Consider the following 21720-nt stretch of genomic DNA (forward strand, 5'->3'; position numbering starts at 1 on the left):
GCCCTACCCAGGTTCGGCGTTCGTGAAAACCCTAGTTCCCGATTGGTTGTATATACAATACTGTACAAGCCATCATCTGCTCAGAACTAGAGGACTTACCGTGAGCCAATTCACCCGATATCGCGACGTCACGATCCGCGCCCCGCGCGGCACGCAGCTCAATGCCAAAAGCTGGCTGACCGAAGCGCCGCTGCGCATGCTGATGAACAACCTCGATCCGGACGTCGCCGAGAATCCGAACGCGCTCGTGGTCTATGGCGGCATCGGCCGCGCCGCACGCAACTGGGAATGCTTCGACAAGATCGTCGAGACCCTCAAGACGCTGGGCGACGACGAAACGCTGCTCGTCCAGTCGGGCAAGCCGGTCGGCGTGTTCAAGACGCATGCCGACGCGCCGCGCGTGCTCATCGCCAACTCGAATCTGGTGCCGCACTGGGCCACCTGGGAGCACTTCAACGAACTCGACGCCAAGGGGCTGGCCATGTACGGCCAGATGACCGCCGGCTCGTGGATCTACATCGGCAGCCAGGGCATCGTGCAAGGCACCTATGAGACGTTCGTGGAAGCGGGCCGGCAGCATTACGGCGGCAACCTCAAGGGCCGCTGGGTACTGACCGCCGGTCTGGGCGGCATGGGCGGCGCACAACCGCTGGCCGCCACGCTGGCCGGGGCTTGCTCGCTGAACATCGAGTGCCAGCAGACGAGCATCGACTTCCGCCTGCGCACGCGCTATGTGGACGAGCAAGCCAAGGATCTCGACGACGCCCTCGCCCGCATCGCCAAATACACGGCTGAAGGTCAGGCCGTCTCCATCGCCCTGTGTGGCAACGCGGCCGAAATTCTGCCGGAACTGGTGCGTCGCGGCGTGCGCCCGGACATGGTCACCGACCAGACCAGCGCCCACGATCCGCTCAACGGCTATCTGCCGATCGGCTGGACGTGGGACGAATACCGCGAACGCGCCCGCTCGAAGCCCGCCGAAGTCGTGAAGGCCGCCAAGCAATCGATGGCCGTCCATGTGAAGGCTATGCTGGACTTCAAGGCCATGGGCGTGCCGACGTTCGACTACGGCAACAACATCCGCCAGATGGCCAAGGAAGAAGGCGTGCAGAACGCGTTCGATTTCCCCGGATTCGTACCGGCGTACATCCGTCCGCTGTTCTGCCGTGGTGTCGGCCCATTCCGCTGGGCTGCGCTCTCGGGCGATCCGCAGGACATCTACAAGACGGATGCCAAGGTCAAAGAACTGATCCCCGACGACGCCCATCTGCACCGCTGGCTCGACATGGCGCGCGAGCGCATCGCCTTCCAGGGCCTGCCGGCGCGTATCTGCTGGGTTGGGCTCGGCTTGCGTGCCAAGCTCGGACTGGCGTTCAACGAAATGGTACGCTCGGGAGAACTCTCGGCACCGGTCGTGATCGGCCGCGACCATCTGGATTCCGGTTCGGTCGCCAGCCCCAATCGTGAAACGGAAGCCATGCGCGACGGTTCGGACGCCGTGTCCGACTGGCCGCTGCTCAACGCGCTGCTCAACACGGCCAGCGGCGCGACGTGGGTCTCGCTGCACCACGGCGGCGGCGTCGGCATGGGCTTCTCGCAACACTCCGGCGTGGTGATCGTGTGCGACGGCACCGATGCCGCCGCCGCACGCATCGCCCGCGTGCTGAATAACGATCCGGCGACTGGCGTCATGCGTCACGCCGACGCCGGGTACGACATCGCCATCGATTGCGCCCGCGAACACGGCCTCAATCTGCCGATGCTGAACACCGCAAAGTAAACATCAAGACAAGACACCCCCCGATATGTCGAATCAAGGAAATCCGTCCATGGCACAACTGTTCGTGACGCCCGGCACCCTCACGCTGGCGCAACTGCGCGACGTCTATCAGACCCCGACCACCGTTACGCTCGATGAGAAGGCGTACGCCGCCATCGACAAGAGCGTGGCCTGTGTGGAAGCCATCGTGGCCGAAGGCCGCACCGCCTACGGCATCAACACCGGCTTCGGCCTGCTCGCCTCCACGCGCATCGCACACGACGACCTCGAGAACCTGCAACGCTCGCTCGTGCTCTCGCACGCCGCTGGCGTCGGCGCACCGCTCGACGACGCCCTCGTGCGTCTCATCATGGTCCTGAAGATCAACAGTCTGGCGCGCGGCTTCTCAGGCATTCGCCGCAAGGTGATCGACGCGCTCGTCACGCTGGTGAACGCCGAAGTCTATCCGCGCATCCCGCTCAAGGGCTCGGTCGGCGCGTCGGGCGACCTCGCCCCGCTCGCCCACATGTCGCTTCTGTTACTCGGCGAAGGCGAGGCGCGCTATCGCGGTCAGTGGATGAACGCCCGTGAAGCGCTCGCCATCGCGGGTCTGGAACCGCTGACGCTCGCCGCGAAGGAAGGCCTCGCGCTGCTCAACGGCACGCAAGTCTCGACAGCCTATGCGCTGCGCGGCTTGTTCGAAGCGGAAGACATGTACGCAGCCGCCAGTGTGTGCGGCGCGATGACGGTCGAAGCGATGCTCGGCTCGCGCGCACCGTTCGACGCCCGTATTCACTCGGCACGCGGTCAGCGCGGCCAGATCGACGCGGCGGCGGTGTTCCGTCACCTGCTGGGTGAGACGAGCGAAGTCGGCCAGTCGCACGCCAATTGCGAGAAGGTGCAGGATCCGTACTCGCTGCGCTGCCAGCCGCAAGTGATGGGCGCGTGTCTGACGCAGATCCGTCAGGCAGCGGACGTCCTTGCCGTCGAAGCGAACGCGGTGTCGGACAACCCGCTCGTCTTCTGGGAACAGGGCGATGTAATCTCCGGCGGCAACTTCCACGCCGAGCCGGTGGCAATGGCCGCCGACAATCTCGCGCTGGCACTGGCCGAAATCGGTGCGCTGAGCGAGCGTCGCATCTCGCTGATGATGGACAAGCACATGTCGCAATTGCCCGCGTTCCTGGTAGCCAACGGCGGCGTGAACTCCGGCTTCATGATCGCGCAAGTAACGGCTGCCGCGCTCGCGTCCGACAACAAAGCCTTGGCACATCCGGCCAGCGTTGATAGTCTCCCGACCTCGGCCAACCAGGAAGACCACGTCTCGATGGCCCCGAATGCCGGTAAGCGGCTTTGGGAGATGGCCGATAACGTCAAGGGCATCATTGCGATCGAATGGCTGAGCGCCGTGCAGGGACTGGACTTCCGTGAAGGTGTGAAGACCACGCCGGCCCTTGAAAAGGCACGCGCACTGCTGCGCCAGTCGGTTCCGTTCTACGATAAGGATCGCTACTTCGCACCGGACATCGAGGGCGCCAGCGAACTGATTGCGCAACGACAACTGAGCGCACTTGTGCCCGCCGGTACGTTGCCGAGCGTCTGATTCACCGTTGATTCGCGTTTGAATTGGCCCCTTGCCGGGGCGAAACGAACAGTGATTCGCGCACCGGCATTGTGGCGTACCGGGTTGCCCCCTCGTTCGCCGGTCCACGGGTTCGTCCGTCGGACCGGTCCACGCACAACCCGAGTTCACCTGCCGCCCGCACACGCGGGCCGGCTCATTAGGCATTCAGGAGACAGCTTGAAAAACCTGCAACGCAATCTGAGCGCGCGGCACATCCGCTTTCTGGCGCTCGGCTCAGCCATTGGCACCGGTCTGTTCTACGGCTCGGCGTCGGCCATCCAACTCGCAGGCCCGGCGGTCATTCTCGCGTACATCGTGGGCGGTGCCGCCGTCTATATGGTGATGCGCGCCCTGGGCGAAATGGTCGTTCGTCAGCCGGTGTCCGGCTCGTTCGGCCGCTACGCTCGCGACAACCTCGGCCCGCTGGCCGGTTTCCTCACCGGTTGGACTTACATTCTGGAGATGGTGATCGTCTGTCTTGCGGACGTAACCGCCTTCGGGATTTACATGGGTTTCTGGTTCCCGGACGTCCCCCAGTGGATCTGGGTGCTCGGCATCGTGATGCTGATCTGCGGGCTGAACCTCTGCAACGTCAAGGTCTACGGCGAGATGGAGTTCTGGCTGGCGCTGGTGAAGATTCTCGCCATCGTCGCGATGATTGTGGGCGGGGGTGTCATTCTCTTTGCCGGTGTACAACTGCACAGCGAACATGCGCCGGCGGTGAGCAATCTGTGGTCGCACGGCGGTTTCCTGCCGAATGGCTGGGGTGGGCTGGTGGCCTCGCTGGCGGTGGTGATGTTCGCTTACGGTGGTATCGAGATCATCGGCATTACGGGCGGCGAAGCAAAGAATCCGGAGAAGGTGATTCCGCGTGCGATCAATGCTGTACCGGCCCGTATTTTGCTGTTCTACGTGCTCACGATGTGCGTGCTCATGACGATCTTCCCGTGGACCGGCATCGGCAGCCAGGGTAGCCCGTTCGTGCAAATCTTCTCGGGACTGGGCATCAAGTCGGCCGCAGCGATTCTCAACGTGATCGTGATATCGGCGGCGATCTCGGCCATCAACAGCAACATCTTCGGCGCGGGACGCATGATGTTCGGCATGGCCGAGCATGGTCAGGCCCCGGCCGCCTTCTCGGCGACGTCGCGTCATGGCGTGCCCTGGGTCACGGTGCTGGTGATGACGTTCGCGCTGCTCGGCGGTGTGGTGCTGAACTACCTGATTCCGGAAGGCGTGTTCCTGATCATTGCGTCCATCGCCACGTTTGCGACGGTGTGGGTGTGGCTGATGATCCTGCTCTCGCAGGTGGCGATGCGCCGTCGTCTCTCGGCAGAGGAAGTGGCCGCCCTGAAGTTCAAGGTGCCCCTGTGGCCGGTGGGTCCGGCGCTGGCTATCGCCTTCATGCTCTTCGTGATCGGTGTGCTCGGGTATATGGAAGACACGCGCGTCGCGCTCTACGTCGGTGCAGGCTGGATCGCGCTGATGTCGGTGGCGTATCAATTCGGTGTCAAACCCAAGGAAGCGCAACTGCGCAACCAAATGAGTCTGGAATAAGCCTCACATGAAACGTACCTACTGGAAGCACTGCCATGTCGCGACAATGCGCGACGGCCGCTACAACACTATCGAAGACGCCGTGATCGTCACGCGCGGCAAGCAAATCGAATGGGTTGGCCCGCGTGGCGAGCGCTCGGCTTCTGGCGCGGATGAGTGCATCGATCTTCAGGGCGCGTGGGTCACGCCCGGTCTGATCGATTGCCATACGCATCTGGTGTTCGGTGGCAACCGCAGTCTCGAGTTCGAGCAGCGGTTGCAAGGCGTGAGTTATGCGGAGATTTCGGCGGCCGGGGGCGGCATCAAGCACACGGTGCGTCACACCCGCGACGCCACGGAGGACGCCCTCTACGAATCCGCCCGCAAGCGTTTGCTCGCGCTGATGCGCGACGGCGTGACCACCGTCGAGATCAAGTCCGGCTACGGGCTGGATCTGAATAGCGAACGCAAGATGCTGCGCGTGGCACGTCGTCTCGGTGAGACGCTGCCGGTCACGGTGAAGACGACCTGTCTGGCCGCTCACACGGTGCCGTCGGAGTTTGCAGGCAAGGCAGACGAGTATGTGAATTACGTCTGCTCGGAAATTCTGCCGACGCTCGCGGAAGAACGTCTGGTCGACGCGGTCGACGCCTTCTGCGAAACGATTGCGTTCTCACCGGCGCAGGTCATGCGTGTGCTGCTTCGCGCTCAAAAGCTGAAGCTGCCGGTAAAGCTGCACGCGGAGCAGTTGTCCCCGCTCGGCGGATCGAGCATGGCCGCCGAGCTGGGCGCATTGTCGGCAGACCATCTTGAGTACATGACGCCGGAAGACGCTGCTGCGATGGGCCGCGCGGGCACTGTAGCTGTGCTGTTGCCCGGCGCGTTCCATATGTTGCAGGAGACGCGTCGTCCGCCAGTGGACCTGCTGCGGCGTCACGGCGTGGACATTGCGGTGGCCTCGGATCTGAATCCGGGCACATCGCCTGCGCTGTCCCTGCGTCTCATGCTGAACATGGCCTGCACGCTTTTCGGGCTGACGCCGGAAGAAGCCCTGGCTGGCGTGACGCGCAACGCAGCCAAAGCGCTCGGCATGCTCGACACGCACGGCACGATCGAAGCCGGTAAAACGGCGGACTTTGTGGCTTGGGAAATCGAGCGTCCGGCGGAGCTGTCGTACTGGCTGGGCGGGGAACTGCCCTCGCGCGCAGTGCGCAACGGTGAGTGGCGCGATCTTTCGACGCGCTGAGCATCCGCGAACTGGAGACATCTTCATGGCAACACAATTGAAACCGGTATCCGGCGACACGCCAATCTGGCACGGTCGTACGGACGTCGGCGAGCGCGGCGACACGCGCCGTCTCTTTAATGTCGTGCGCGAGATCGACGCGCTGACCGATGCTCCGGCAAGCGGCGCCCCCGTGCTGCTCGGGTTTGCAAGCGACGCTGGCGTCAAACGCAATCAGGGCCGCATCGGTGCCGCCGAAGGCCCGCTTGCCATTCGCCGTGCATTGGCGAACCTGCCTGCGCACGACATCGCCTGTCTGTATGACGCAGGCGACGTGGTCTGCGACGGCGACGCCCTCGAAGCCGCACAGCAAGCCCTCGCCGACACTGTGCGCCGACAACTCGACGCCGGGGCACAGCCGGTGGTGCTTGGCGGTGGACACGAGATTGCGTGGGGAACATGGCAAGGGCTGCGCGCTCACCTCGACGCACGGGGTGATCGCTCCCGGGTGCTCATCCTGAACCTCGACGCGCATTTCGACTTGCGCACAGCACGACCCGGTACGTCGGGCACGCCGTTCGATCAGATCGCTCAGGCTTGCGAGGCTGCGGGACTTGCGTTCGACTATGCATGTCTTGGGGTCAGCCGGTTGAGCAATACGGCATCCCTCTTCGAACGCGCCAATGCGCTAAACGTGACGTACGTCGAAGATACGGAGATGCAGGACCGCCATCTCGACGAGCGTCTTGCACAGATCGACGCACTGATTGCCGACGTGAGTCACGTCTACCTCACGATTGATCTCGACGTGCTCCCCGCCCCCGTCATGCCCGGCGTCTCCGCCCCTGCGGCCTATGGCGTGCCGATCTCCGTCATCGAAGCCATCGTCACCCACGTGCGCCGCTCCGGCAAACTCCGCGTGGCCGATCTCGCCGAATACAACCCCCGCTTCGATGCGCAAGGCACCGGAGCGCGTGTTGCCGCGCGGTTGGCTTATCGGTTGTTCTGATTTGGGTTTCCGATGTCATCCTGCCGAGGCATTGTCTTATGCCTCGGCATTTGTCTTTCGACTGACCCGCTTCACGCATCCTCAGTCCGACGGACCGCCGCCCCCTTCCGCCTCTCAGACATAAACCCAACTCGATTCAGAAGGGGGCGCCGATCCGTCCCTCTCAGCGCTATCAGTCCCTCGACCGAAACCTCCCCCCTCTCTCTTTCGTCTCGCTGATTTCATCCACTGAGACCGACATCGTCAGAATTCCCCCTTCTTTCGCTCTCGATTCCCACCGTCTAATACAAAGTATTAGTTTTGCTTAACTTAGTTTTGTTTTAGCCCTCCGTATCCCTACAATCGCCAGAAATTCTTATACCGATTCATCGCGGTGCCTCAGGAAAGTCTTTCTCATCTCCTGATACTCGCCGCCCCGAATGGAGACACGCCGATGAAAAAGCGCGCAGACCTCGACGTCCGATCACTCCGGATCTTCGAAGCCGTCGCCAGCGCCGGTAGCCTCTCCGGCGCCGCCGAAACCCTCGGCGTCACCCAGTCCGCCATCTCCCAAGCTATCGCACAGATCGAACAAACCGTCGGTACCCGTGTGCTCGACCGGTCGCGCCGTCCGCTGAAACTGACGCCCGCCGGTCTCGCGCTCTCGCGTCATGCCCGACAAATCGTCGACGATATGGACCGGCTCATCGCTCAGGTACAGGACGCCGACGTCGCCAGCCGCGCCGCCGTGCGCGTCGGCATGATCGACTCCTTCGCCGCCACCGTCGGCCCCTCCATCGTCAAGCAGATGTCGGGGAGCACCAGCGAGTTGCTTCTTTGGTCCGGCCTCGCTAACGGTCACGCACAAGCCCTCCTCGCCCGCCAACTCGATCTGATCGTCACCAGCGATCCGATGCACGACATGGAACGTCTCGTGCGCCGTCCGATTTTCACCGAGCCGTTCATCGTCGTCGTGCCGAAAGCGCGCGAAGCCGAGCTTGCGAACGCCGATCTCAGTGAACTGATCCGGTCGATGCCGCTGATTCGCTTTTCCGGGCGCTCGCACTTTGGTGCGGTGATCGAACGCCACCTGCGTCGCACCGGGCACTCGCCACGCATGCACCTCGAAATCGATACGTCGGACGTGGTGATGTCGATGGTCGCCGCCGAAGTCGGTTTCACGATCGCGACACCGCTCTGTCTGCTGCAAGGCCGCGCGTCGCTCTCGCAAGTCGCCGCCCTGCCGCTGCCCGGCCCCGCACTCTCGCGAACGATCTATCAGGTCTCGCGCGAAGGCGAGGTCTCGGAGATGGCCTCGCAATGCTTTCTTGCCGGGCGTCTCGCACTCGCGCAGGAAGCCTTCCCGGAACTGCGCCGCGTGATGCCCTGGCTGGGCGAGCGGTTGGCGCTCTGCTGATCCACCGCCCCGGGGCGCCGGGCCAGATGAATTTCACACCGAACCTCACCTGAAGTGCGCCCACCGTTCAACGCGAATAACACATAGCCTACAAAGGAGACACGCATGAACCTCTCACGACGCAAATTCCTCCACACGAGCGCCGCACTCTCGGCCCTGCCCGCCGCTGCCGCCGTCGGCGGTCTGTCGCTGTCGGGCATCGCCCGCGCCGCCGACGCCACGACGGTCCAGTACGGCGGCTCGGCATGGCTGGGCCACTATCCCGCCTATCTCGCGATGAAGTCGGGCGCACTGAGCGCAGCAGGCATCGATCAGCAATGGCAATCGTTCGGCACGTCGTCGGCCCGCATGAGCGCAGTGCTCTCCGGCGGCATCGACATCGCCTGCACAGGGATCGTCTCGGCGCTCGCGCTGATGGCACGCGGCTCGAAGCATTTCTCGATTGTGGCCGTGCCGGAAAGCTTCGGGCGCGTCGAGGGACTGTTCGTGCGTGACGGGGTGAACTCGCTTCAGGACCTCAAGGGCAAGAAGCTGGGCGTGACGTTCGCGTCGAGTGCCCATCTGCTGGTGCTGGATCTACTGGGCAGCGCTGGTCTGTCGAACGACGTCACGGTACTCAACGTCCCCGCCCCGGAAATTCCCGGCGCCATTCAGTCCGGTCAGATCGACGCCGCGGCCGCCTGGACGCCGCAGTTCAATCGCATCCGCGCGATGACGGGCATGAAGCTGCTCGCCGACGACACGCAGTTCTCGCTCTACAAGAAGTACAACGTGACGCCGGGGCCTGACGTCCTGATCGTCCGCAATGCATGGGCGGAGAAGAACGCCGACGTGGTGCGCAAGTACCTGAAGGTGTATTTCGACGCCTGCCAGACCCTGCGCGACAAGCCGGACGAAGCCGCACGCACGCTCGTCGGCCTCACCAGCATGTCGGCACTCGACCAGATCGAGACGATCAAGGGAGCGGAGTGGTATAGCCACGCGCAACAGACGCAGTTGTTGAAGTCGCCGGGCAGCTATGTCGACGGCCTCCAGCGTCTGGCCGAAATGCTCGTGACGTACAAGCAGATCGACAAGGCGCCCGCCGTGCGCCAGTGGATCAACACGTCGTATCTGTAAGCATCCGCGCGCCGGTACGTCCCCCTCTACACCCCCGACACGTACCGGCTTCCGCCTGAGGAGTCTGATTGTGAATCATCGTCAACCGTCCCGCGCCACGCTGCTGAGCGTGGGATTTGCGTCCGTGGTCGTCTTCCTGCTGGCGTGGGAAGCGGCCTGCCGCACCGGGGTCATCGATCCCCTGTTCCTGCCGCCGCCCTCCGCCGTGGGCGAGCGCATTGTCGCCATGCTGAGCGACGGCACGCTGCTCTCGAACGTGCTCGCCTCCACGCGTCGCGTCATGACCGGCTTCATCGCCGCCACGGTCGTGGCCATTCCGTTAGGAATCGTGTTGGGTACGTCGAGCTACGCACGCGCCGCCTTCGACCCGATTCTGTCTTTCCTGCGTCCACTACCGTCGATGAGCTGGATTCCGCTCTCGCTGCTGTGGTTCGGTATCTCGGAGACGCAGAAGTACAGCATCGTGTTCATGGGGACGTTCGCCCCGGCGCTGGTCTATGTGATCGAGGCCACGCGCAACGTCGACCCGCTGCTGGTGCGCGCCGCCAAAAACCTCGGCGCGAGCAACTGGCAAGTCATGCGCGAGGTCATCCTGCCCGCGAGCCTGCCGCAGATCCTTTCGGGGATGAAGATCATTCTCGGCCTGTCGTGGACGTGCGTGATTTCCGCCGAACTGGTCGCCGCACGTGAAGGGCTTGGCTTTCTCATCATGAACGGCAAGGAGTTCTTCCAGACGGAAGTCGTCGTGCTCGGCATGGTGATGATCAGCGTCACGGTGCTCGTGACGGATATCGTATTTCGCGCCATCGAGCGCAAGGTGTTGAGGTGGCAAGCATGAACGATCGCATCGATTCCCACGCAGGCGCACAAGCGGCGCATCACGGCAACGGCTCGTCCGACACGATGATCGCCATCGAAGGCGTATCGAAGCGGTACGGCGACTTTCAGGCGCTGGAGCGCGTCGACATGAACATCGCCCGTGGCGAGTTCGTGGTACTGCTCGGCGCGTCCGGCTGCGGCAAGTCGACGCTGCTCAACCTGATCACCGGGTTCGACGAGCCGACGACCGGCCGCATCCGCGTGAACGGCCGCGAAGTGAAAGGCATCGACCCGCATTGCGGCATGGTGTTCCAGCAGTACGCGCTGTTCCCCTGGCTGAGCGTGCTCGATAACGTCGCGTTCGGCTTGAAGATGAAAGGCATCGACAAGACCACACGTTACGCCACGGCGCGACGCTATATCGACATGGTCGGCCTCAAAGGCTTCGAAGACCGCTACCCGAAGGCGCTCTCCGGTGGCATGCGTCAGCGCGTGTCGATTGCCCGCGTGCTCGCCAACGATCCGGACGTGATTCTGCTCGATGAACCGTTCGCCGCGCTCGACGCCATGACGCGTCAGGTGTTGCAGGAAGAGTTGCTTCAGATCTATCAGAAGAGCGGCAAGACCATCGTCTTCATCACGCACTCCATCGACGAAGCGTTGATGCTCTCGACGCGCATGGTGATCATGAGCGCCCGTCCGGGTCGCGTGGCCTGCGATCTGACGAACGATCTCCCGATGCCGCGCGACGCACAGGTGCAGCTCTCGCCGCGCTACAACGAACTCAAATCGCAAATCTGGAACACGGTGCAAACCGAAGTCATGCGCAGCCTGGAGAGTCAGGCGGCATAAGGCTTTACTCCCTCAGCAACGTTTCGCAAGCCCCCGCACTTCAATCGTCATGTCCAATCAAGTCACTCCCTCCCGCGCTTCGCGGGGTACTTTCCCCGCCTATCAAGCGGGCGCAGGCTGGAACGCGCTGCTGCCGTCTCGCGTGCCCCACACGCAAGCGCCGGTCGCGCGCAGCTTCGACGTCATCGTCATCGGTGCGGGCTTCACCGGGCTGGCGGCGGCACGTCGCGTTGCGGAACTTCGCCCGGACGCTACGGTGCTCGTGATCGACGCCACCACCGTCGGCAACGGGTCCGCAGGACGCAACTCGGGTTTTCTCATCAACCTGCCCCATAACACCGGCATGGGCGGACACGGCAGCCCGGTCGAGGTCGCGCGCAAGCAGATCCGCCTGTACGACCTCGGTCTGAAATGGCTGCATGAACTCGTGACGACGTATGACATCGATTGCGGATGGAACCCGGTCGGCAAGTACCATGCGGCCGCCACGCCCGACGGCGAGCAACGTCTGCGCGACACGCTCGCGCAATACCGCGAATGGGGGGTGACGTACCGTGAGTTGTCGCGCGACGCCCTGTGCAGCGAGATCGGCACCACCTACTACGGCTACGGCTACCACTCGGACAACAACGTCTTCGTGCAACCGGCCGCCCTCGTGCGCGGGCTCGCCGACAGCCTGCCCGCGAATGTCCAACTCTGGGAAAACGAGCCGGTGGTGTCGCTCGACGGCACCGGCCCCTTCACGGTGACGACGGCGACGACACAACTGCGCGCAGGGCAAGTCATCGTCGCCAACAACGGCTTTGCCAGCAAACTGGGACTAGCGCGCGATCGCGTCTTCACGATCTACACGTACGCGGCGATGACTCCCGCGCTGTCCGCCGACGAACTCGCCAAGCTCGGCCCGGCGGCCGAATGGGGCGTGATCCCGGCGAACCGTTTGGGGACAACGTTGCGCAAAACGCTCGGCGGCCGTTTCGTCGTGCGTAGCGCCTACTCGTACGAGAAGGAGCGTCCACTGGGCGACGTCAACGCCATGCTGACCGACGCCTATCAGCGCCGTTATCCGCAGATGGCCTCGCACAAGTTCGAGCATGTGTGGGGCGGTGTGACGGCGCTCACTCGCAACGGCGCGCTGTACTTCGGTGAGATCCGGCAAGGCCTGTTCGCTTCGCTCGGTTGTAACGGCGCGGGCGTGCTCAAGGGCAGCATGTTCGGCAAGCTGCTCGGCGAGATGGCCTGCGGCCAGCAGTCACCGGAACTGGCAGACGCGCTGGGCTTCGAGCGCCCGACGTGGTTGCCGCCCGAACCAATCCGACGTGTTGCCATCGTCTCCGCGATCCAGTATCAGAAGCATCGCGCGGGGCTGGAGCGATAAGGCCACACCTCTTGCCTCCGTCCACGGCGGTCACAGTGGCAGCGGCAGCGCAGCAGATCGGTGCGCGCCGCCGCCGTAACGCGCTGTGCAGGTCGGATGGGACCTCGCTAAAATGTCCGTCTTCCCGTTCACGCCTGCCACGTCATGACAAACCATCGCTCTCAGCTCTCGTCCGCATTGGTTCAGGAAGTCATCGACGCTCACGTCGCCATCGAACAGTGGCTGAGCGGCCGCGCGGACCCCTCGGCGCTCGAACCGCTGCTGGCCCGATTCTCATCGGCGTTTTCAATGATCGCGCTCTCCGGCGCTCGTGTGAATCGCGCCGCGCTCGACGCGCTGTTCGGACAGGGACATGGCAAGCGGCCCGGACTGCAAATCGTCGTCGACGAGGTCGACACAATCGCAGAATCGCCGACAGGAGGTGTCGTGGCGTACCGCGAAACGCAAACCGACGGTGAAGGTCTCACGACGGTGCGTCGCTCCACGGCAGTGTTCGAACGCGAGGCCGACGGACATATCGTTTGGCGTCACCTGCACGAAACACCGGCCAACGCTGATTGATCGATGTGCCGTACGCGTCGGCAGGCAAATTGCTACACTGCCTTTCAAGCGGCAATCGCCGTATTTTCCTGACGGGGCCACCCTGATGTACATCGTTGAACTGACCTACATTCAACCGCTGAATGCCATCGATGCGCAGTTGCAGGCGCATCGCGCGTTTCTCTCCACGCAGTACGAGCGCGGGATCTTCATCGCCTCCGGACCGAAGGAGCCGCGCAACGGTGGCGTCTTCATCGTCTCCGGTAAGGTTTCGCGTGACGAACTCGACGCACTCATCGAGCAAGACCCGTTCCGCATTCACGGTCTTGCCGACTATCGCGTCACCGTCTTCGATCCGGTCAAGTTCCATCCGCAGATCGCCGATCTGCTCTGAGCGGCATCGACCACCGGCCCGCGCTTTCGCGACTCCTCAAGGGGTTCTCGCATCGCGCGGGCCGATTGGACGCCCGTCGTCCGCCTCAACTATCCGTCGAGAGCGTGACCGTCTCCCATTGGCTGAACTCGTATTCCAATGCCGTGAGATTTTCCCGAACGAGTCTGAGCGCATCGCTACCGAGCAAGAGGTGCGCAGGCGGATGAGCCGAGTCGATGGCGGCGAGCATGGCGCGCGCAGCCTTCACCGGGTCCCCAAGCTGCTTCCCGCTCTTCTCCTCACGAGCGCGACGCACCGGATCGAAACTAGCGTCGTAGTCCGGGATCGAGCGCGGGGTACGCGCCATCGAACGTCCCGCCCAGTCTGTTCGGAAAGACCCGGGCGCGACTGCCGTCACGGCAATGCCGAACGGCTTGACTTCTTTGCCCAGACTCGACGAAATCCCCTCTAGCGCGAACTTGCTGCCACAGTAGTACGTGATGCCCGGCATGGTGATATGCCCGCCCATCGACGTGATGTTCAGAATATGGCCGCGACGGCGCTTACGCATGAACGGCAATACGGCCTTCATCATCGCCACTGCGCCGAAAACGTTGACGTCGAACTGACGTCGCACCTCCGACAGCGGCGATTCTTCCATGATGCCCTCGTGTCCGTAGCCCGCATTGTTGATGAGGACGTCGACCGGACCGACGTTGGCTTCGATCTCCGCCACTACACCGTCGATCGCATCGAAGTCGGTGACGTCGAGCAAACGACCGAATGCCAAAGTCGGCGAGAGCGACTCGAAGTCGCGCTTCGCCTGCTCGCTGCGCACCGTTCCCACCACCTTGTGCCCCGCCGCCAGCGCCTCTTGTGCCAGCGCCCGACCAAAGCCGCTGCTCACGCCCGTAATGAGCAAGATCTTTCCTGATGACATCGTTACCTCTCCCAAACGTTAATCGATGGGTGCATACTAGTCTCATTGAAATGGACGTTTAAGTTAAAATTGACTGATTTTCTTGCCTAAAGCTATGAAACCGAAGATATCTGCGCGGAAGGCGCCAGCGGCGGGCACAGACGTACGCTCGCGCACGATTGCCCTGTTGGGTGACCTCGCGCCTGCCGAAGGTTACAACCTGACTGCACTGCCCAGCGTCCGTATCCTGCGCTCCGACCGCACGCTATCGCGCACGCCGGTGCTGTACGACCCTGGCATCGTGATCGTGTGTCAGGGGCGCAAGCGTGGATATTTCGGTGAGCGGTTGTACGAGTACGACGAAGACCACTATCTGGCCGTTTCCGTCCCCGTCCCTTTCAGCATGGAGACGGACGCGACGCGCGAGCGGCCGTTGCTGGCGCTCTATCTGCATCTGGATTTCACACTGGCCGCAGAACTCGCGGCGCAGATCGACCGGGAAGGCATTGCCGTGCGTGAAGCCGCGCCGCAAAGCATGATGTCCACGCCGATGGACGCACGGATGCAAACGTCCGTACTCCGTTTTCTCGAAGCCATGAGCGAACCGCTTGAAGCCGCCGTCCTTGGACACGGTCTGCTGCGTGAACTCTACTTCCGGGTACTCACAGGGGCACAAGGCGGCGCGATGCGCGAGGCGCTTTCGATGCGGGGCCAGTTCGGCCGGATTGGGCGGTCGCTGCGGTTGATTCATGCCGGTTACGGCCAGCCGCTCGACGTAACGCAGCTCGCAGAGGAGGCAGGCATGAGCGTGCCGAGCTTCCACAGTCACTTCAAGACGATTACGCAGGTCTCGCCGATGCAATACGTCAAGTCGACACGCCTGCATCAGGCACGGCTGTTGATGGTGCGTCAGGACCTCACTGCCGAGGCGGCAAGCCATGCCGTCGGTTACACGAGCCCGTCTCAATTCAGCCGGGAATTCAAGCGGCTATTCGGTCTGACACCCGCCGCCGAAACAAAACGCATGCGTGAGAGCTTCGCGCTTCCCGAGGCGTTCGCCGATGGGATCTATGTGTCGTCCCACTGAGGCTATGGCGACGCCACCAAAACAAAACGGGCTGAGATCTGCGCAAGACAGAACCCACCCCGTTTCAAACCGGCAAGCCGCTCGGCAATGCCAGGCATGTGCGCCCGGCATCGCCTATCGATGCGCTTCATGCACCCTTGTACAGCGTCATGTTCAGGTGGTCGATCTGGCCCGAGGCTTCGGCGCTCTTCAGTTGCGCCTGCACTTGCGCCGTGCTGAGCGTCGGACCGTTGTCCGGCGTCCAGTGAGCGGCAGACAGCGAGTTGCCGGTGCTCGTCAGGATTTCATCGGTGCCTGCGGCGTAAGCGACACCAGCGGTGCCGAGGGTAGCGAGCGAAACTGCGATCAGAAGGGCTTTCATGGTGTAACTCCAGAGGATGTAAAGGTTAGGTAACGCGCGGTGTGTTTCTGTTGCGCCGCCGTTGAAACCATTAGACCTCTCGGAGGTATCTGGCATTTGTCCGATACAGCGCCCAGTGCAATCGTAAGTACCTGCAACGCTGCCAGACACACTGCGATACAAAGCCGCTACGGAATTCGTCGTTCCGGTTTATGCCTTGAGCGACAAGCGCGCCTCCAAACCACCGCCATCGCGATTGCGCAACGTGAGCGTCGCGTCCATCGCCTGCGCAAGCTGACGCGCAATCGCCAGCCCCAATCCCGTGCCGCCGGTGTGACGGTTACGCGACGTCTCCACCCGCACGAACGGCGCGAAGACGGCTTCAAGCATGTCCTCCGGAATGCCCGGACCACGATCGGTCACGATCACGTCGATCCCTCCGGCACGCCGCGTTACGTCAAGATGTGCCTCACTGCCGTACTTGAGCGCGTTGTCCACGAGGTTTCCCACAATGCGCCGCAACGCCTGCGGACGCGTCACAATCGGCTGTCCCACCTGCCCGGTCAGCGTGACGGGCGAACCCGCATCCACATAGTCGCAGACAAGACTATCCAGCAGCGAATCGAGATCCACCTTGCAAGGCGCTTCTGACGCACCGTGTAACGTCCTGGCGTACGTCACCCCTTCCTTGACCAGCGACTCCATCTCCTTCAGATCCTGTTGCAGACGCACCGCCGAGGTTTCGTCTTCCATCGTGTCGACACGCAGGCGCATACGCGTGATCGGCGTCTGCAAGTCGTGGGAGATGGCCGCGAGAATTTGCATGCGCTCGGTCATGTAGCCGCCGATGCGATCCTGCATCGCATTGAACGCCCGCGCGGCACGCGCCACTTCCGACGGTCCGTCTTCGCTCAGACGCTCCGCCCGCAAGTCCGGCCCCAACGTATCGGCGGCCTTCGCCAGCGCATTCAGCGGACGCGTCGCGACACGCACCGCCAGCCAGCAGCACCCGGCAATCAGCACCAGTTGCAGCACCAGTATCGCAGGGAGCCATCCGGAAAGCGGCAAGGTCGGCGTGGGGAAGACCTCGATGGTCAGCGGCGAGCCATCGCTCAGACGCAAGTGCGCCTGAAGCTGATCCGGGTCGCCGGGCACACTATTGACCGTTACGGGATACGACACACCGATGGAATCTTCGATGACGCGTGCGACCTGCGCGGCGGCACCCGCATCGGGCTTGCCACCTGCCGCACCGGTGCCAAGTTCGAAGCGATAGCTGCGACGCGCCAGACGCGGCAACCACTGTGCCCGCTCGGCGGCGGGCAAATGATCGAGCAACGCGACGGAACTGGCAACTTCGCTCTCGATGTACACGCTCATCATGTTGGACGTCACTCGATTGCGCTCGGTCATGGTGAGCCAGAACGAGAGCGCCTGCGCGAGCGCCAGCCCCACGAAGAGGATGAGTGCGAGCCGCGCGAACAGCGAGCGCGGCCAGTGCCATTGGAACGCCCCGGTAGCGGGGCCTTGTGTCAGGGTTGGAGTCATTCTGGCGCGGCGACGACGGTGACAGCCGAGCAGAACACATAGCCTTCGTTGCGCAGCGTCTTGATGTAACGAGGCTCACGCGCGCCGTCGCGCAAGCGCTGGCGCAACCGGCTGATGAGCAGATCGATGGACCGGTCGAAGGCGTCGGCCTGTCTGCCCTGCGTGAGATTGAGCAACTGGTCGCGCGTGAGCACGCGTTGCGGATGATCGAGCAATACGCGCAGCAGGCGATACTCCGCGCCGCTGAGCGCGACCTGCGTGCCGTCGGTATCGAGCAGGTGACGCGCGGTCGTGTCGAGCTGCCATTCGCCGAAGCCGAGAATCTCGGCCGTCTCCGTGACCTGCATCCCCGGTGGCAGCATGCGCGTACGACGCAGCACCGACTTGATGCGTGCCAGAAGCTCACGCACCGCAAAAGGCTTGGCCAGGTAATCGTCCGCGCCCATTTCGAGGCCGACGATGCGGTCGGTCTCTTCGCTGCGCGCGGTGAGCATGAGCACCGGCACCGCCCTGAACTTGCCCGCACGAAGCTCGCGGCACAGCACAAGGCCGTCGTCGCCGGGCAGCATCAGATCGAGCACGATGAGATCGGGCGCGCCGTCGGCCAGCACCGCGCGCATCTCACGTCCATTGGCGGCCACGCTCACACGCATGCCGTTCTTTTCGAGGTAGTCGGCGAGCAACTCCCGAATCCCGCGATCGTCGTCGACGATCAGCACATGATCGATTTTTTCCATGTGAACGATTATAGCGACGAGTCCCCGCGCCCACGGCCGCCGCCAGTGCCCGTCAGATCAGGTGTTTTGCGCGGTCGCGCTCGTTCCGTCTCAGGCATCAGGCGACGGCTCGCAGGCGCGAGATCGCATTGCAGCGGATGAACGGCTTCGGTCGTCAGGCCACCCGCCAGAAATGCCAGCAGACTCAGCAGACGCCTCATGCATCCTCCACCACGGAGTGCTTCTGGCCATCGGCGACCGTGTATTCGAGTGCGTACGGGTCCACACCTTCGAGACAACCGATATTGGCGCGCCACATGCCGGGCATCATGCGCGAGGCGTGGAACGGGTAAATGCCACAGTGCTTGCAGAAGTAGTGTTTCGCCAGGTGAGTATTGAACTGATAGAGGGTCAGATCGTCCTCGCCGGACAAAATGCGCAAATTGGCTTCCGGGAAAGGCGGCGTCATCAGTGCCCCCTTACGACGACACAAACTGCAATTGCAGCGCGCGGCCGGTTCGACCGGCGTGACTACTTCAAATCGGACAGCGCCACAGTGGCAGGAACCTTGCAACGTTTCGGACATGGATCGACTCCCGGATAAGCCCGCGCCGGCGGCACGGTCGTTGAGAGCTTTATATCGCAATCGGCCGCGCCTGTTATCCCCGTTTGTATCTCAATGTGTCTGGACGGCACCCCGATACACGACATTGCCGAAATGCAGCCTTTTGCACACATGGCAGATACGCGCGGACAGTGAAATACGGCTACCGACTCACCGAAACCGTTGCACTGTTCACAGGAGAAGAACTGCCATGTTGACGCTACTCAGAAGTGCCTTCGTCGCCCTCGCCCTCACTGGCCTTACCGCTTGCGCACCGTCGCAGGCTCGTCCGATCTCCGGCGGCACTGCGCCCGAGTTCACCGGCATCGACAACTGGATCAACAGTCAGCCGCTCACCCTGTCGCAGTTGCGCGGCAAGGTCGTGCTCGTCGATTTCTGGACGTACTCCTGCATCAACTGCATCCACACCACGCCGTACGTGAAGCAGTGGTACGAAAAGTATAAGGACAAGGGACTGGTTGTGGTCGGGGTGCACACGCCGGAATACGCCTATGAGCGCGACACCAAGAACGTGCAGGAAGCCGTACGCCGCGCAGGCATCACGTACCCGGTCGCGCAGGACAACCGCTACGCCACGTGGAAGGCCTACGACAACCTCTACTGGCCCGCGTTTTATCTCGTCGACAAGTCGGGCAAGATCGTCTACACCCACTTCGGCGAAGGCGATTACGACAAGACGGAAGCGGCCATCAAGGCACAGTTGGCGGCGCAACCGTCGTAAATCGAACGTAAAAGAGCCAAATCCGTAAGCGCAAACCCTTCAGTGGCGAGACAGTAGACAGCTCTCGCCACTTTCTTATGGAGGGTTGTATGCACGGAATTCAGGGTACCCAAAGCGCTATCCCTGCCACCCACCAGAGTCGCGCAGATGATCTCGTTATCGGCGCCCTCGCTTCGACGCTTAACCTGGCGCTCGCAAACCGGCCAGAATCGGGTGATCCGTGGGTGCCTGATAATCTCGCCTGGGACGCGCTCAGCAGACTGGCTGCGCTAGCAAAACCTCTCGCATCGGTTGAGGCGCGCACCTTCGTGAACAACATTCGTCAATGCATGACTGGCGTCCGCCGGGACTCGCCGGACGACCTGCTACTCGATAGCATCCTCGACAACTGTTTTGACGGGGGCAAAACGCCCCTTACCGAGCATCTTGCGGCAAAGGCATTCAAATGCCTCGATCTGCCGCATCTCACCGTGCTTGAACCCGGCGAATTCCAGCCGAGCTCGCGCACGTTCAATAGTCTGCTGCCCTCACTCGCATTGGGCGTTCACGAATACGGCCCGTTCGGGCGCACGCTGCTTTGGCACGGGGCACGTCATATGCTCGCTGGCCTGTCCGGCGACGCGTCCGAATGGAGGGTCGAAGCCTTGCAGAAAGTGATTTTCTCGTACGCGAACGAGGCACACCCCGGGGAGGGGGGAGGCCCGACCATCGAAGCGTTCGTGGAAGAACTAGATTTGCTGGACAGCCACGAAGACATCTACGAGGACACCACCTTCGATTTCACGTCCGCCCCAGTCGTCGTTTAATTCGCCATCGCCTCGTGCTGGGAGCACAACGCATCGAAGTTCTGCGCGAGATCAGCGAGCGACACGGCACCGAGCCTTGCGATAAGGATCGCTTCCGCCTCGCGCAACGCCCCGTCGAGCGCTGCGTTCACCGCGCGCTCGACGGCGCACTCGGGGTTATCGCTCTCCACGCCAATGGCGAAGATGTTCGGACCACCGACAGCGCGATGAATGTCGAGCAGTGTCACCTTGTGCAAATCACAGGCGATGCTCCAGCCGCCCCCATGCCCTTTGTCCGAGCGAACGTACCCGGCGTCGCGCAACCCCGCCATCGTGCGACGGACCACAACGGGATTGGTGCGCAGCATCTGCGCGAGCTGCTCCGAGGTGAACGGTGCGTCATGCCGCGCCATGTGCAGCAGCACGTGGAGCATGCGCGAGAGTCGGCTATCGCTTCTCATCGTCGCCCCCCGCTCACAGCACCTGACGCGCAAACCACGCGTGAATCAGCCCGCTCTGGAAGAAGCGCACCGGCTCGTCGAAGCCGCCTTCCCAGATGATGTCGTCCATCGCCTCCGGCGGCACAACCGCCACCTGCGTCCCATAGATGGCCTTCGCACGCTCACGTGCCTCGGGCGACACGGACATCATCCCGAACCAGACCTCCAGCAGCCGTCGCCCCGCTTCGGACGTCATGTCGCACGCCAGATCTGCGCTCGCCAGGTAGCCACCCGGTTTCAGCCGGTCGGCAATTCCGCGAAAGAATGCCCGCCGCTCGGCCGGGTCCGTCACAAACTGGGAGACGAGAATCGACGTTGCACCGTCGAACGGTTCGCTCTCGGGCAGCGAGTCGAGAAAGCCCTGATGGAAGACACAGCGCGACGCAATGCCTTGCGCTTCGGCTTTGCTGCGGAACATGTCAAGCATCGGCCCAGACGGTTCTACGGCGGTGAAGCGCCACGCCGGATGGCGCTCGGCCAGATACAGAATCTCCGCGCCCGTTCCAGCGCCGACACACAAGACGTTCGCCTCAACCGGCAGCGGTGCGAAAACGTTATCGAGCACCAGTTGGAGCGCATCGCGCAAAGGCGTCATCGCGCTCCAGGTCTGGTCGTACGTTGCCGCGTGCTGGTCGAACATCGCGATGGTGTCTTGTTGCATGGCTGGCTCCACATTCATGTAACTTTTGATGTTTCATCATGCCATGAGAGATCCGATGGATGCAAGCGCCTTATTCCACAAGGCCGCACGGAGAACGCCATCGAGGCCCATGCAATTTGAGGGGTACCGCTAAATATTGGCGACCTGTGGTCGTTAATGCATAGGATTGGCCCGCCTTCCTTACAAGG

Annotated in this window: 23 protein-coding genes; 15 read left to right on the forward strand and 8 right to left on the reverse strand. The window is 62.8% G+C overall.

What is annotated here, in order from left to right; translation table 11 throughout:
• Positions 1 to 100: 100 nt before the first annotated feature.
• From hutU to NTU39_RS14445, 12 genes are all read left to right on the forward strand, one after another.
• A complete protein-coding gene (gene hutU, locus NTU39_RS14390; RefSeq protein WP_150736941.1) occupies positions 101 to 1780 on the forward strand; it encodes a urocanate hydratase in 1680 nt (559 codons plus the stop codon).
• 25 nt (positions 1781 to 1805) lie between these two features.
• The gene (gene hutH / locus NTU39_RS14395) at positions 1806 to 3362 is read left to right on the forward strand and encodes a histidine ammonia-lyase (RefSeq protein ID WP_373275310.1); all 1557 of its coding nucleotides are present in this window, start codon (positions 1806 to 1808) and stop codon (positions 3360 to 3362) included.
• A 198-nt stretch (positions 3363 to 3560) separates the two neighbouring features.
• Positions 3561 to 4940 (forward strand): L-histidine transporter HutT, encoded by a 1380-nt coding sequence (gene hutT, locus NTU39_RS14400; protein WP_150662741.1) that lies wholly within the window; start codon positions 3561 to 3563, stop codon positions 4938 to 4940.
• A gap of 7 nt (positions 4941 to 4947) precedes the next feature.
• Positions 4948 to 6165 (forward strand): imidazolonepropionase, encoded by a 1218-nt coding sequence (gene hutI / locus NTU39_RS14405; protein ID WP_150662742.1) that lies wholly within the window; start codon positions 4948 to 4950, stop codon positions 6163 to 6165.
• Positions 6166 to 6190: 25 nt separating this feature from the next.
• Entirely contained in the window at positions 6191 to 7153 is a 963-nt protein-coding gene (hutG, locus tag NTU39_RS14410; protein WP_150662743.1) for a formimidoylglutamase, read from the forward strand.
• A 433-nt stretch (positions 7154 to 7586) separates the two neighbouring features.
• The gene (locus NTU39_RS14415) at positions 7587 to 8549 is read left to right on the forward strand and encodes a LysR family transcriptional regulator (protein ID WP_150662744.1); all 963 of its coding nucleotides are present in this window, start codon (positions 7587 to 7589) and stop codon (positions 8547 to 8549) included.
• Between the two features lie 105 nt (positions 8550 to 8654).
• Positions 8655 to 9668, forward strand: coding sequence for an ABC transporter substrate-binding protein (locus NTU39_RS14420; protein ID WP_257957912.1), 1014 nt, complete (start codon positions 8655 to 8657; stop codon positions 9666 to 9668).
• A 70-nt stretch (positions 9669 to 9738) separates the two neighbouring features.
• On the forward strand, positions 9739 to 10506 hold the full coding sequence (locus NTU39_RS14425) for an ABC transporter permease (RefSeq protein ID WP_174984222.1): 768 nt from the start codon (positions 9739 to 9741) through the stop codon (positions 10504 to 10506).
• A gap of 65 nt (positions 10507 to 10571) precedes the next feature.
• On the forward strand, positions 10572 to 11339 hold the full coding sequence (locus NTU39_RS14430; RefSeq protein ID WP_150663457.1) for an ABC transporter ATP-binding protein: 768 nt from the start codon (positions 10572 to 10574) through the stop codon (positions 11337 to 11339).
• A 49-nt stretch (positions 11340 to 11388) separates the two neighbouring features.
• Positions 11389 to 12717 carry an NAD(P)/FAD-dependent oxidoreductase gene (locus tag NTU39_RS14435; protein WP_257957913.1) on the forward strand — a complete coding sequence of 443 codons (1329 nt, stop codon included), beginning with the start codon at positions 11389 to 11391 and terminating at the stop codon, positions 12715 to 12717.
• A 144-nt stretch (positions 12718 to 12861) separates the two neighbouring features.
• A complete protein-coding gene (locus tag NTU39_RS14440; protein WP_257957914.1) occupies positions 12862 to 13278 on the forward strand; it encodes a DUF4440 domain-containing protein in 417 nt (138 codons plus the stop codon).
• An 85-nt stretch (positions 13279 to 13363) separates the two neighbouring features.
• Positions 13364 to 13651, forward strand: a complete 288-nt coding sequence (locus tag NTU39_RS14445; protein WP_046292047.1) for a YciI family protein — start codon at positions 13364 to 13366, stop codon at positions 13649 to 13651.
• Between the two features lie 85 nt (positions 13652 to 13736).
• Here NTU39_RS14445 and NTU39_RS14450 read toward each other — a convergent pair whose 3' ends face one another.
• Complete coding sequence (locus NTU39_RS14450; protein ID WP_150662749.1) at positions 13737 to 14570, reverse strand: oxidoreductase; 834 nt, start codon at positions 14568 to 14570, stop codon at positions 13737 to 13739.
• Between the two features lie 94 nt (positions 14571 to 14664).
• On the opposite strand from NTU39_RS14450, the gene NTU39_RS14455 reads away from it, so the two are divergent.
• On the forward strand, positions 14665 to 15636 hold the full coding sequence (locus tag NTU39_RS14455) for an AraC family transcriptional regulator (protein WP_257957915.1): 972 nt from the start codon (positions 14665 to 14667) through the stop codon (positions 15634 to 15636).
• Positions 15637 to 15763: 127 nt separating this feature from the next.
• On the opposite strand, the gene NTU39_RS14460 is transcribed toward NTU39_RS14455, so the two are convergent.
• The 5 genes from NTU39_RS14460 to NTU39_RS14480 form a co-directional block, all read right to left on the reverse strand.
• Positions 15764 to 15997: a DUF4148 domain-containing protein gene (locus NTU39_RS14460; protein WP_039398243.1), complete on the reverse strand. Its 234-nt coding sequence runs from the start codon at positions 15995 to 15997 to the stop codon at positions 15764 to 15766.
• 189 nt (positions 15998 to 16186) lie between these two features.
• Positions 16187 to 17524: an ATP-binding protein gene (locus NTU39_RS14465; RefSeq protein WP_150662751.1), complete on the reverse strand. Its 1338-nt coding sequence runs from the start codon at positions 17522 to 17524 to the stop codon at positions 16187 to 16189.
• A complete protein-coding gene (locus NTU39_RS14470; RefSeq protein ID WP_150662752.1) occupies positions 17521 to 18261 on the reverse strand; it encodes a response regulator in 741 nt (246 codons plus the stop codon). Before NTU39_RS14470 ends, NTU39_RS14465 begins: the two co-directional genes overlap by 4 nt.
• Positions 18262 to 18269: 8 nt before the next feature.
• Positions 18270 to 18461 carry a hypothetical protein gene (locus NTU39_RS14475; RefSeq protein WP_257960151.1) on the reverse strand — a complete coding sequence of 64 codons (192 nt, stop codon included), beginning with the start codon at positions 18459 to 18461 and terminating at the stop codon, positions 18270 to 18272.
• Positions 18458 to 18826, reverse strand: coding sequence for a GFA family protein (locus tag NTU39_RS14480; RefSeq protein ID WP_150662754.1), 369 nt, complete (start codon positions 18824 to 18826; stop codon positions 18458 to 18460). The genes NTU39_RS14475 and NTU39_RS14480 overlap by 4 nt, the downstream gene beginning before the upstream one ends.
• 229 nt (positions 18827 to 19055) lie before the next feature.
• Here NTU39_RS14480 and NTU39_RS14485 point away from each other — a divergent pair, with 229 nt between their 5' ends.
• Positions 19056 to 19586 (forward strand): thioredoxin family protein, encoded by a 531-nt coding sequence (locus tag NTU39_RS14485; protein ID WP_039398233.1) that lies wholly within the window; start codon positions 19056 to 19058, stop codon positions 19584 to 19586.
• Positions 19587 to 19675: 89 nt separating this feature from the next.
• Positions 19676 to 20392, forward strand: a complete 717-nt coding sequence (locus tag NTU39_RS14490; RefSeq protein ID WP_257957916.1) for a hypothetical protein — start codon at positions 19676 to 19678, stop codon at positions 20390 to 20392.
• On the opposite strand, the gene NTU39_RS14495 is transcribed toward NTU39_RS14490, so the two are convergent.
• Both NTU39_RS14495 and NTU39_RS14500 read right to left on the reverse strand, forming a co-directional pair.
• Positions 20389 to 20832, reverse strand: coding sequence for an Rrf2 family transcriptional regulator (locus NTU39_RS14495; protein ID WP_150662756.1), 444 nt, complete (start codon positions 20830 to 20832; stop codon positions 20389 to 20391). The genes NTU39_RS14490 and NTU39_RS14495 overlap by 4 nt on opposite strands.
• Positions 20833 to 20845: 13 nt before the next feature.
• Positions 20846 to 21532, reverse strand: a complete 687-nt coding sequence (locus NTU39_RS14500; RefSeq protein ID WP_257957917.1) for a class I SAM-dependent methyltransferase — start codon at positions 21530 to 21532, stop codon at positions 20846 to 20848.
• Positions 21533 to 21720: the final 188 nt, after the last annotated feature.

The sequence above is a fragment of the Pandoraea commovens genome (genome assembly GCF_024704525.1).
Classification (GTDB): domain Bacteria; phylum Pseudomonadota; class Gammaproteobacteria; order Burkholderiales; family Burkholderiaceae; genus Pandoraea; species Pandoraea commovens.

Excerpts from the sequence above, each read along its gene's own strand:
- hutI (WP_150662742.1), top strand. The coding sequence starts at position 4,948 with ATGAAACGTACCTACTGGAAGCACTGCCATGTCGCGACAATGCGCGAC.
- NTU39_RS14435 (WP_257957913.1), top strand. The coding sequence starts at position 11,389 with ATGTCCAATCAAGTCACTCCCTCCCGCGCTTCGCGGGGTACTTTCCCC.
- NTU39_RS14415 (WP_150662744.1), top strand. The coding sequence starts at position 7,587 with ATGAAAAAGCGCGCAGACCTCGACGTCCGATCACTCCGGATCTTCGAA.
- NTU39_RS14485 (WP_039398233.1), top strand. The coding sequence starts at position 19,056 with ATGTTGACGCTACTCAGAAGTGCCTTCGTCGCCCTCGCCCTCACTGGC.
- hutG (WP_150662743.1), top strand. The coding sequence starts at position 6,191 with ATGGCAACACAATTGAAACCGGTATCCGGCGACACGCCAATCTGGCAC.
- NTU39_RS14465 (WP_150662751.1), bottom strand. The coding sequence starts at position 17,524 with ATGACTCCAACCCTGACACAAGGCCCCGCTACCGGGGCGTTCCAATGG.
- NTU39_RS14430 (WP_150663457.1), top strand. The coding sequence starts at position 10,572 with ATGATCGCCATCGAAGGCGTATCGAAGCGGTACGGCGACTTTCAGGCG.
- NTU39_RS14500 (WP_257957917.1), bottom strand. The coding sequence starts at position 21,532 with ATGCAACAAGACACCATCGCGATGTTCGACCAGCACGCGGCAACGTAC.
- NTU39_RS14475 (WP_257960151.1), bottom strand. The coding sequence starts at position 18,461 with ATGAGGCGTCTGCTGAGTCTGCTGGCATTTCTGGCGGGTGGCCTGACG.
- NTU39_RS14440 (WP_257957914.1), top strand. The coding sequence starts at position 12,862 with ATGACAAACCATCGCTCTCAGCTCTCGTCCGCATTGGTTCAGGAAGTC.
- NTU39_RS14490 (WP_257957916.1), top strand. The coding sequence starts at position 19,676 with ATGCACGGAATTCAGGGTACCCAAAGCGCTATCCCTGCCACCCACCAG.
- NTU39_RS14420 (WP_257957912.1), top strand. The coding sequence starts at position 8,655 with ATGAACCTCTCACGACGCAAATTCCTCCACACGAGCGCCGCACTCTCG.
- NTU39_RS14495 (WP_150662756.1), bottom strand. The coding sequence starts at position 20,832 with ATGAGAAGCGATAGCCGACTCTCGCGCATGCTCCACGTGCTGCTGCAC.
- hutH (WP_373275310.1), top strand. The coding sequence starts at position 1,806 with ATGTCGAATCAAGGAAATCCGTCCATGGCACAACTGTTCGTGACGCCC.
- NTU39_RS14470 (WP_150662752.1), bottom strand. The coding sequence starts at position 18,261 with ATGGAAAAAATCGATCATGTGCTGATCGTCGACGACGATCGCGGGATT.
- NTU39_RS14480 (WP_150662754.1), bottom strand. The coding sequence starts at position 18,826 with ATGTCCGAAACGTTGCAAGGTTCCTGCCACTGTGGCGCTGTCCGATTT.
- NTU39_RS14445 (WP_046292047.1), top strand. The coding sequence starts at position 13,364 with ATGTACATCGTTGAACTGACCTACATTCAACCGCTGAATGCCATCGAT.
- NTU39_RS14450 (WP_150662749.1), bottom strand. The coding sequence starts at position 14,570 with ATGTCATCAGGAAAGATCTTGCTCATTACGGGCGTGAGCAGCGGCTTT.
- NTU39_RS14460 (WP_039398243.1), bottom strand. The coding sequence starts at position 15,997 with ATGAAAGCCCTTCTGATCGCAGTTTCGCTCGCTACCCTCGGCACCGCT.
- NTU39_RS14455 (WP_257957915.1), top strand. The coding sequence starts at position 14,665 with ATGAAACCGAAGATATCTGCGCGGAAGGCGCCAGCGGCGGGCACAGAC.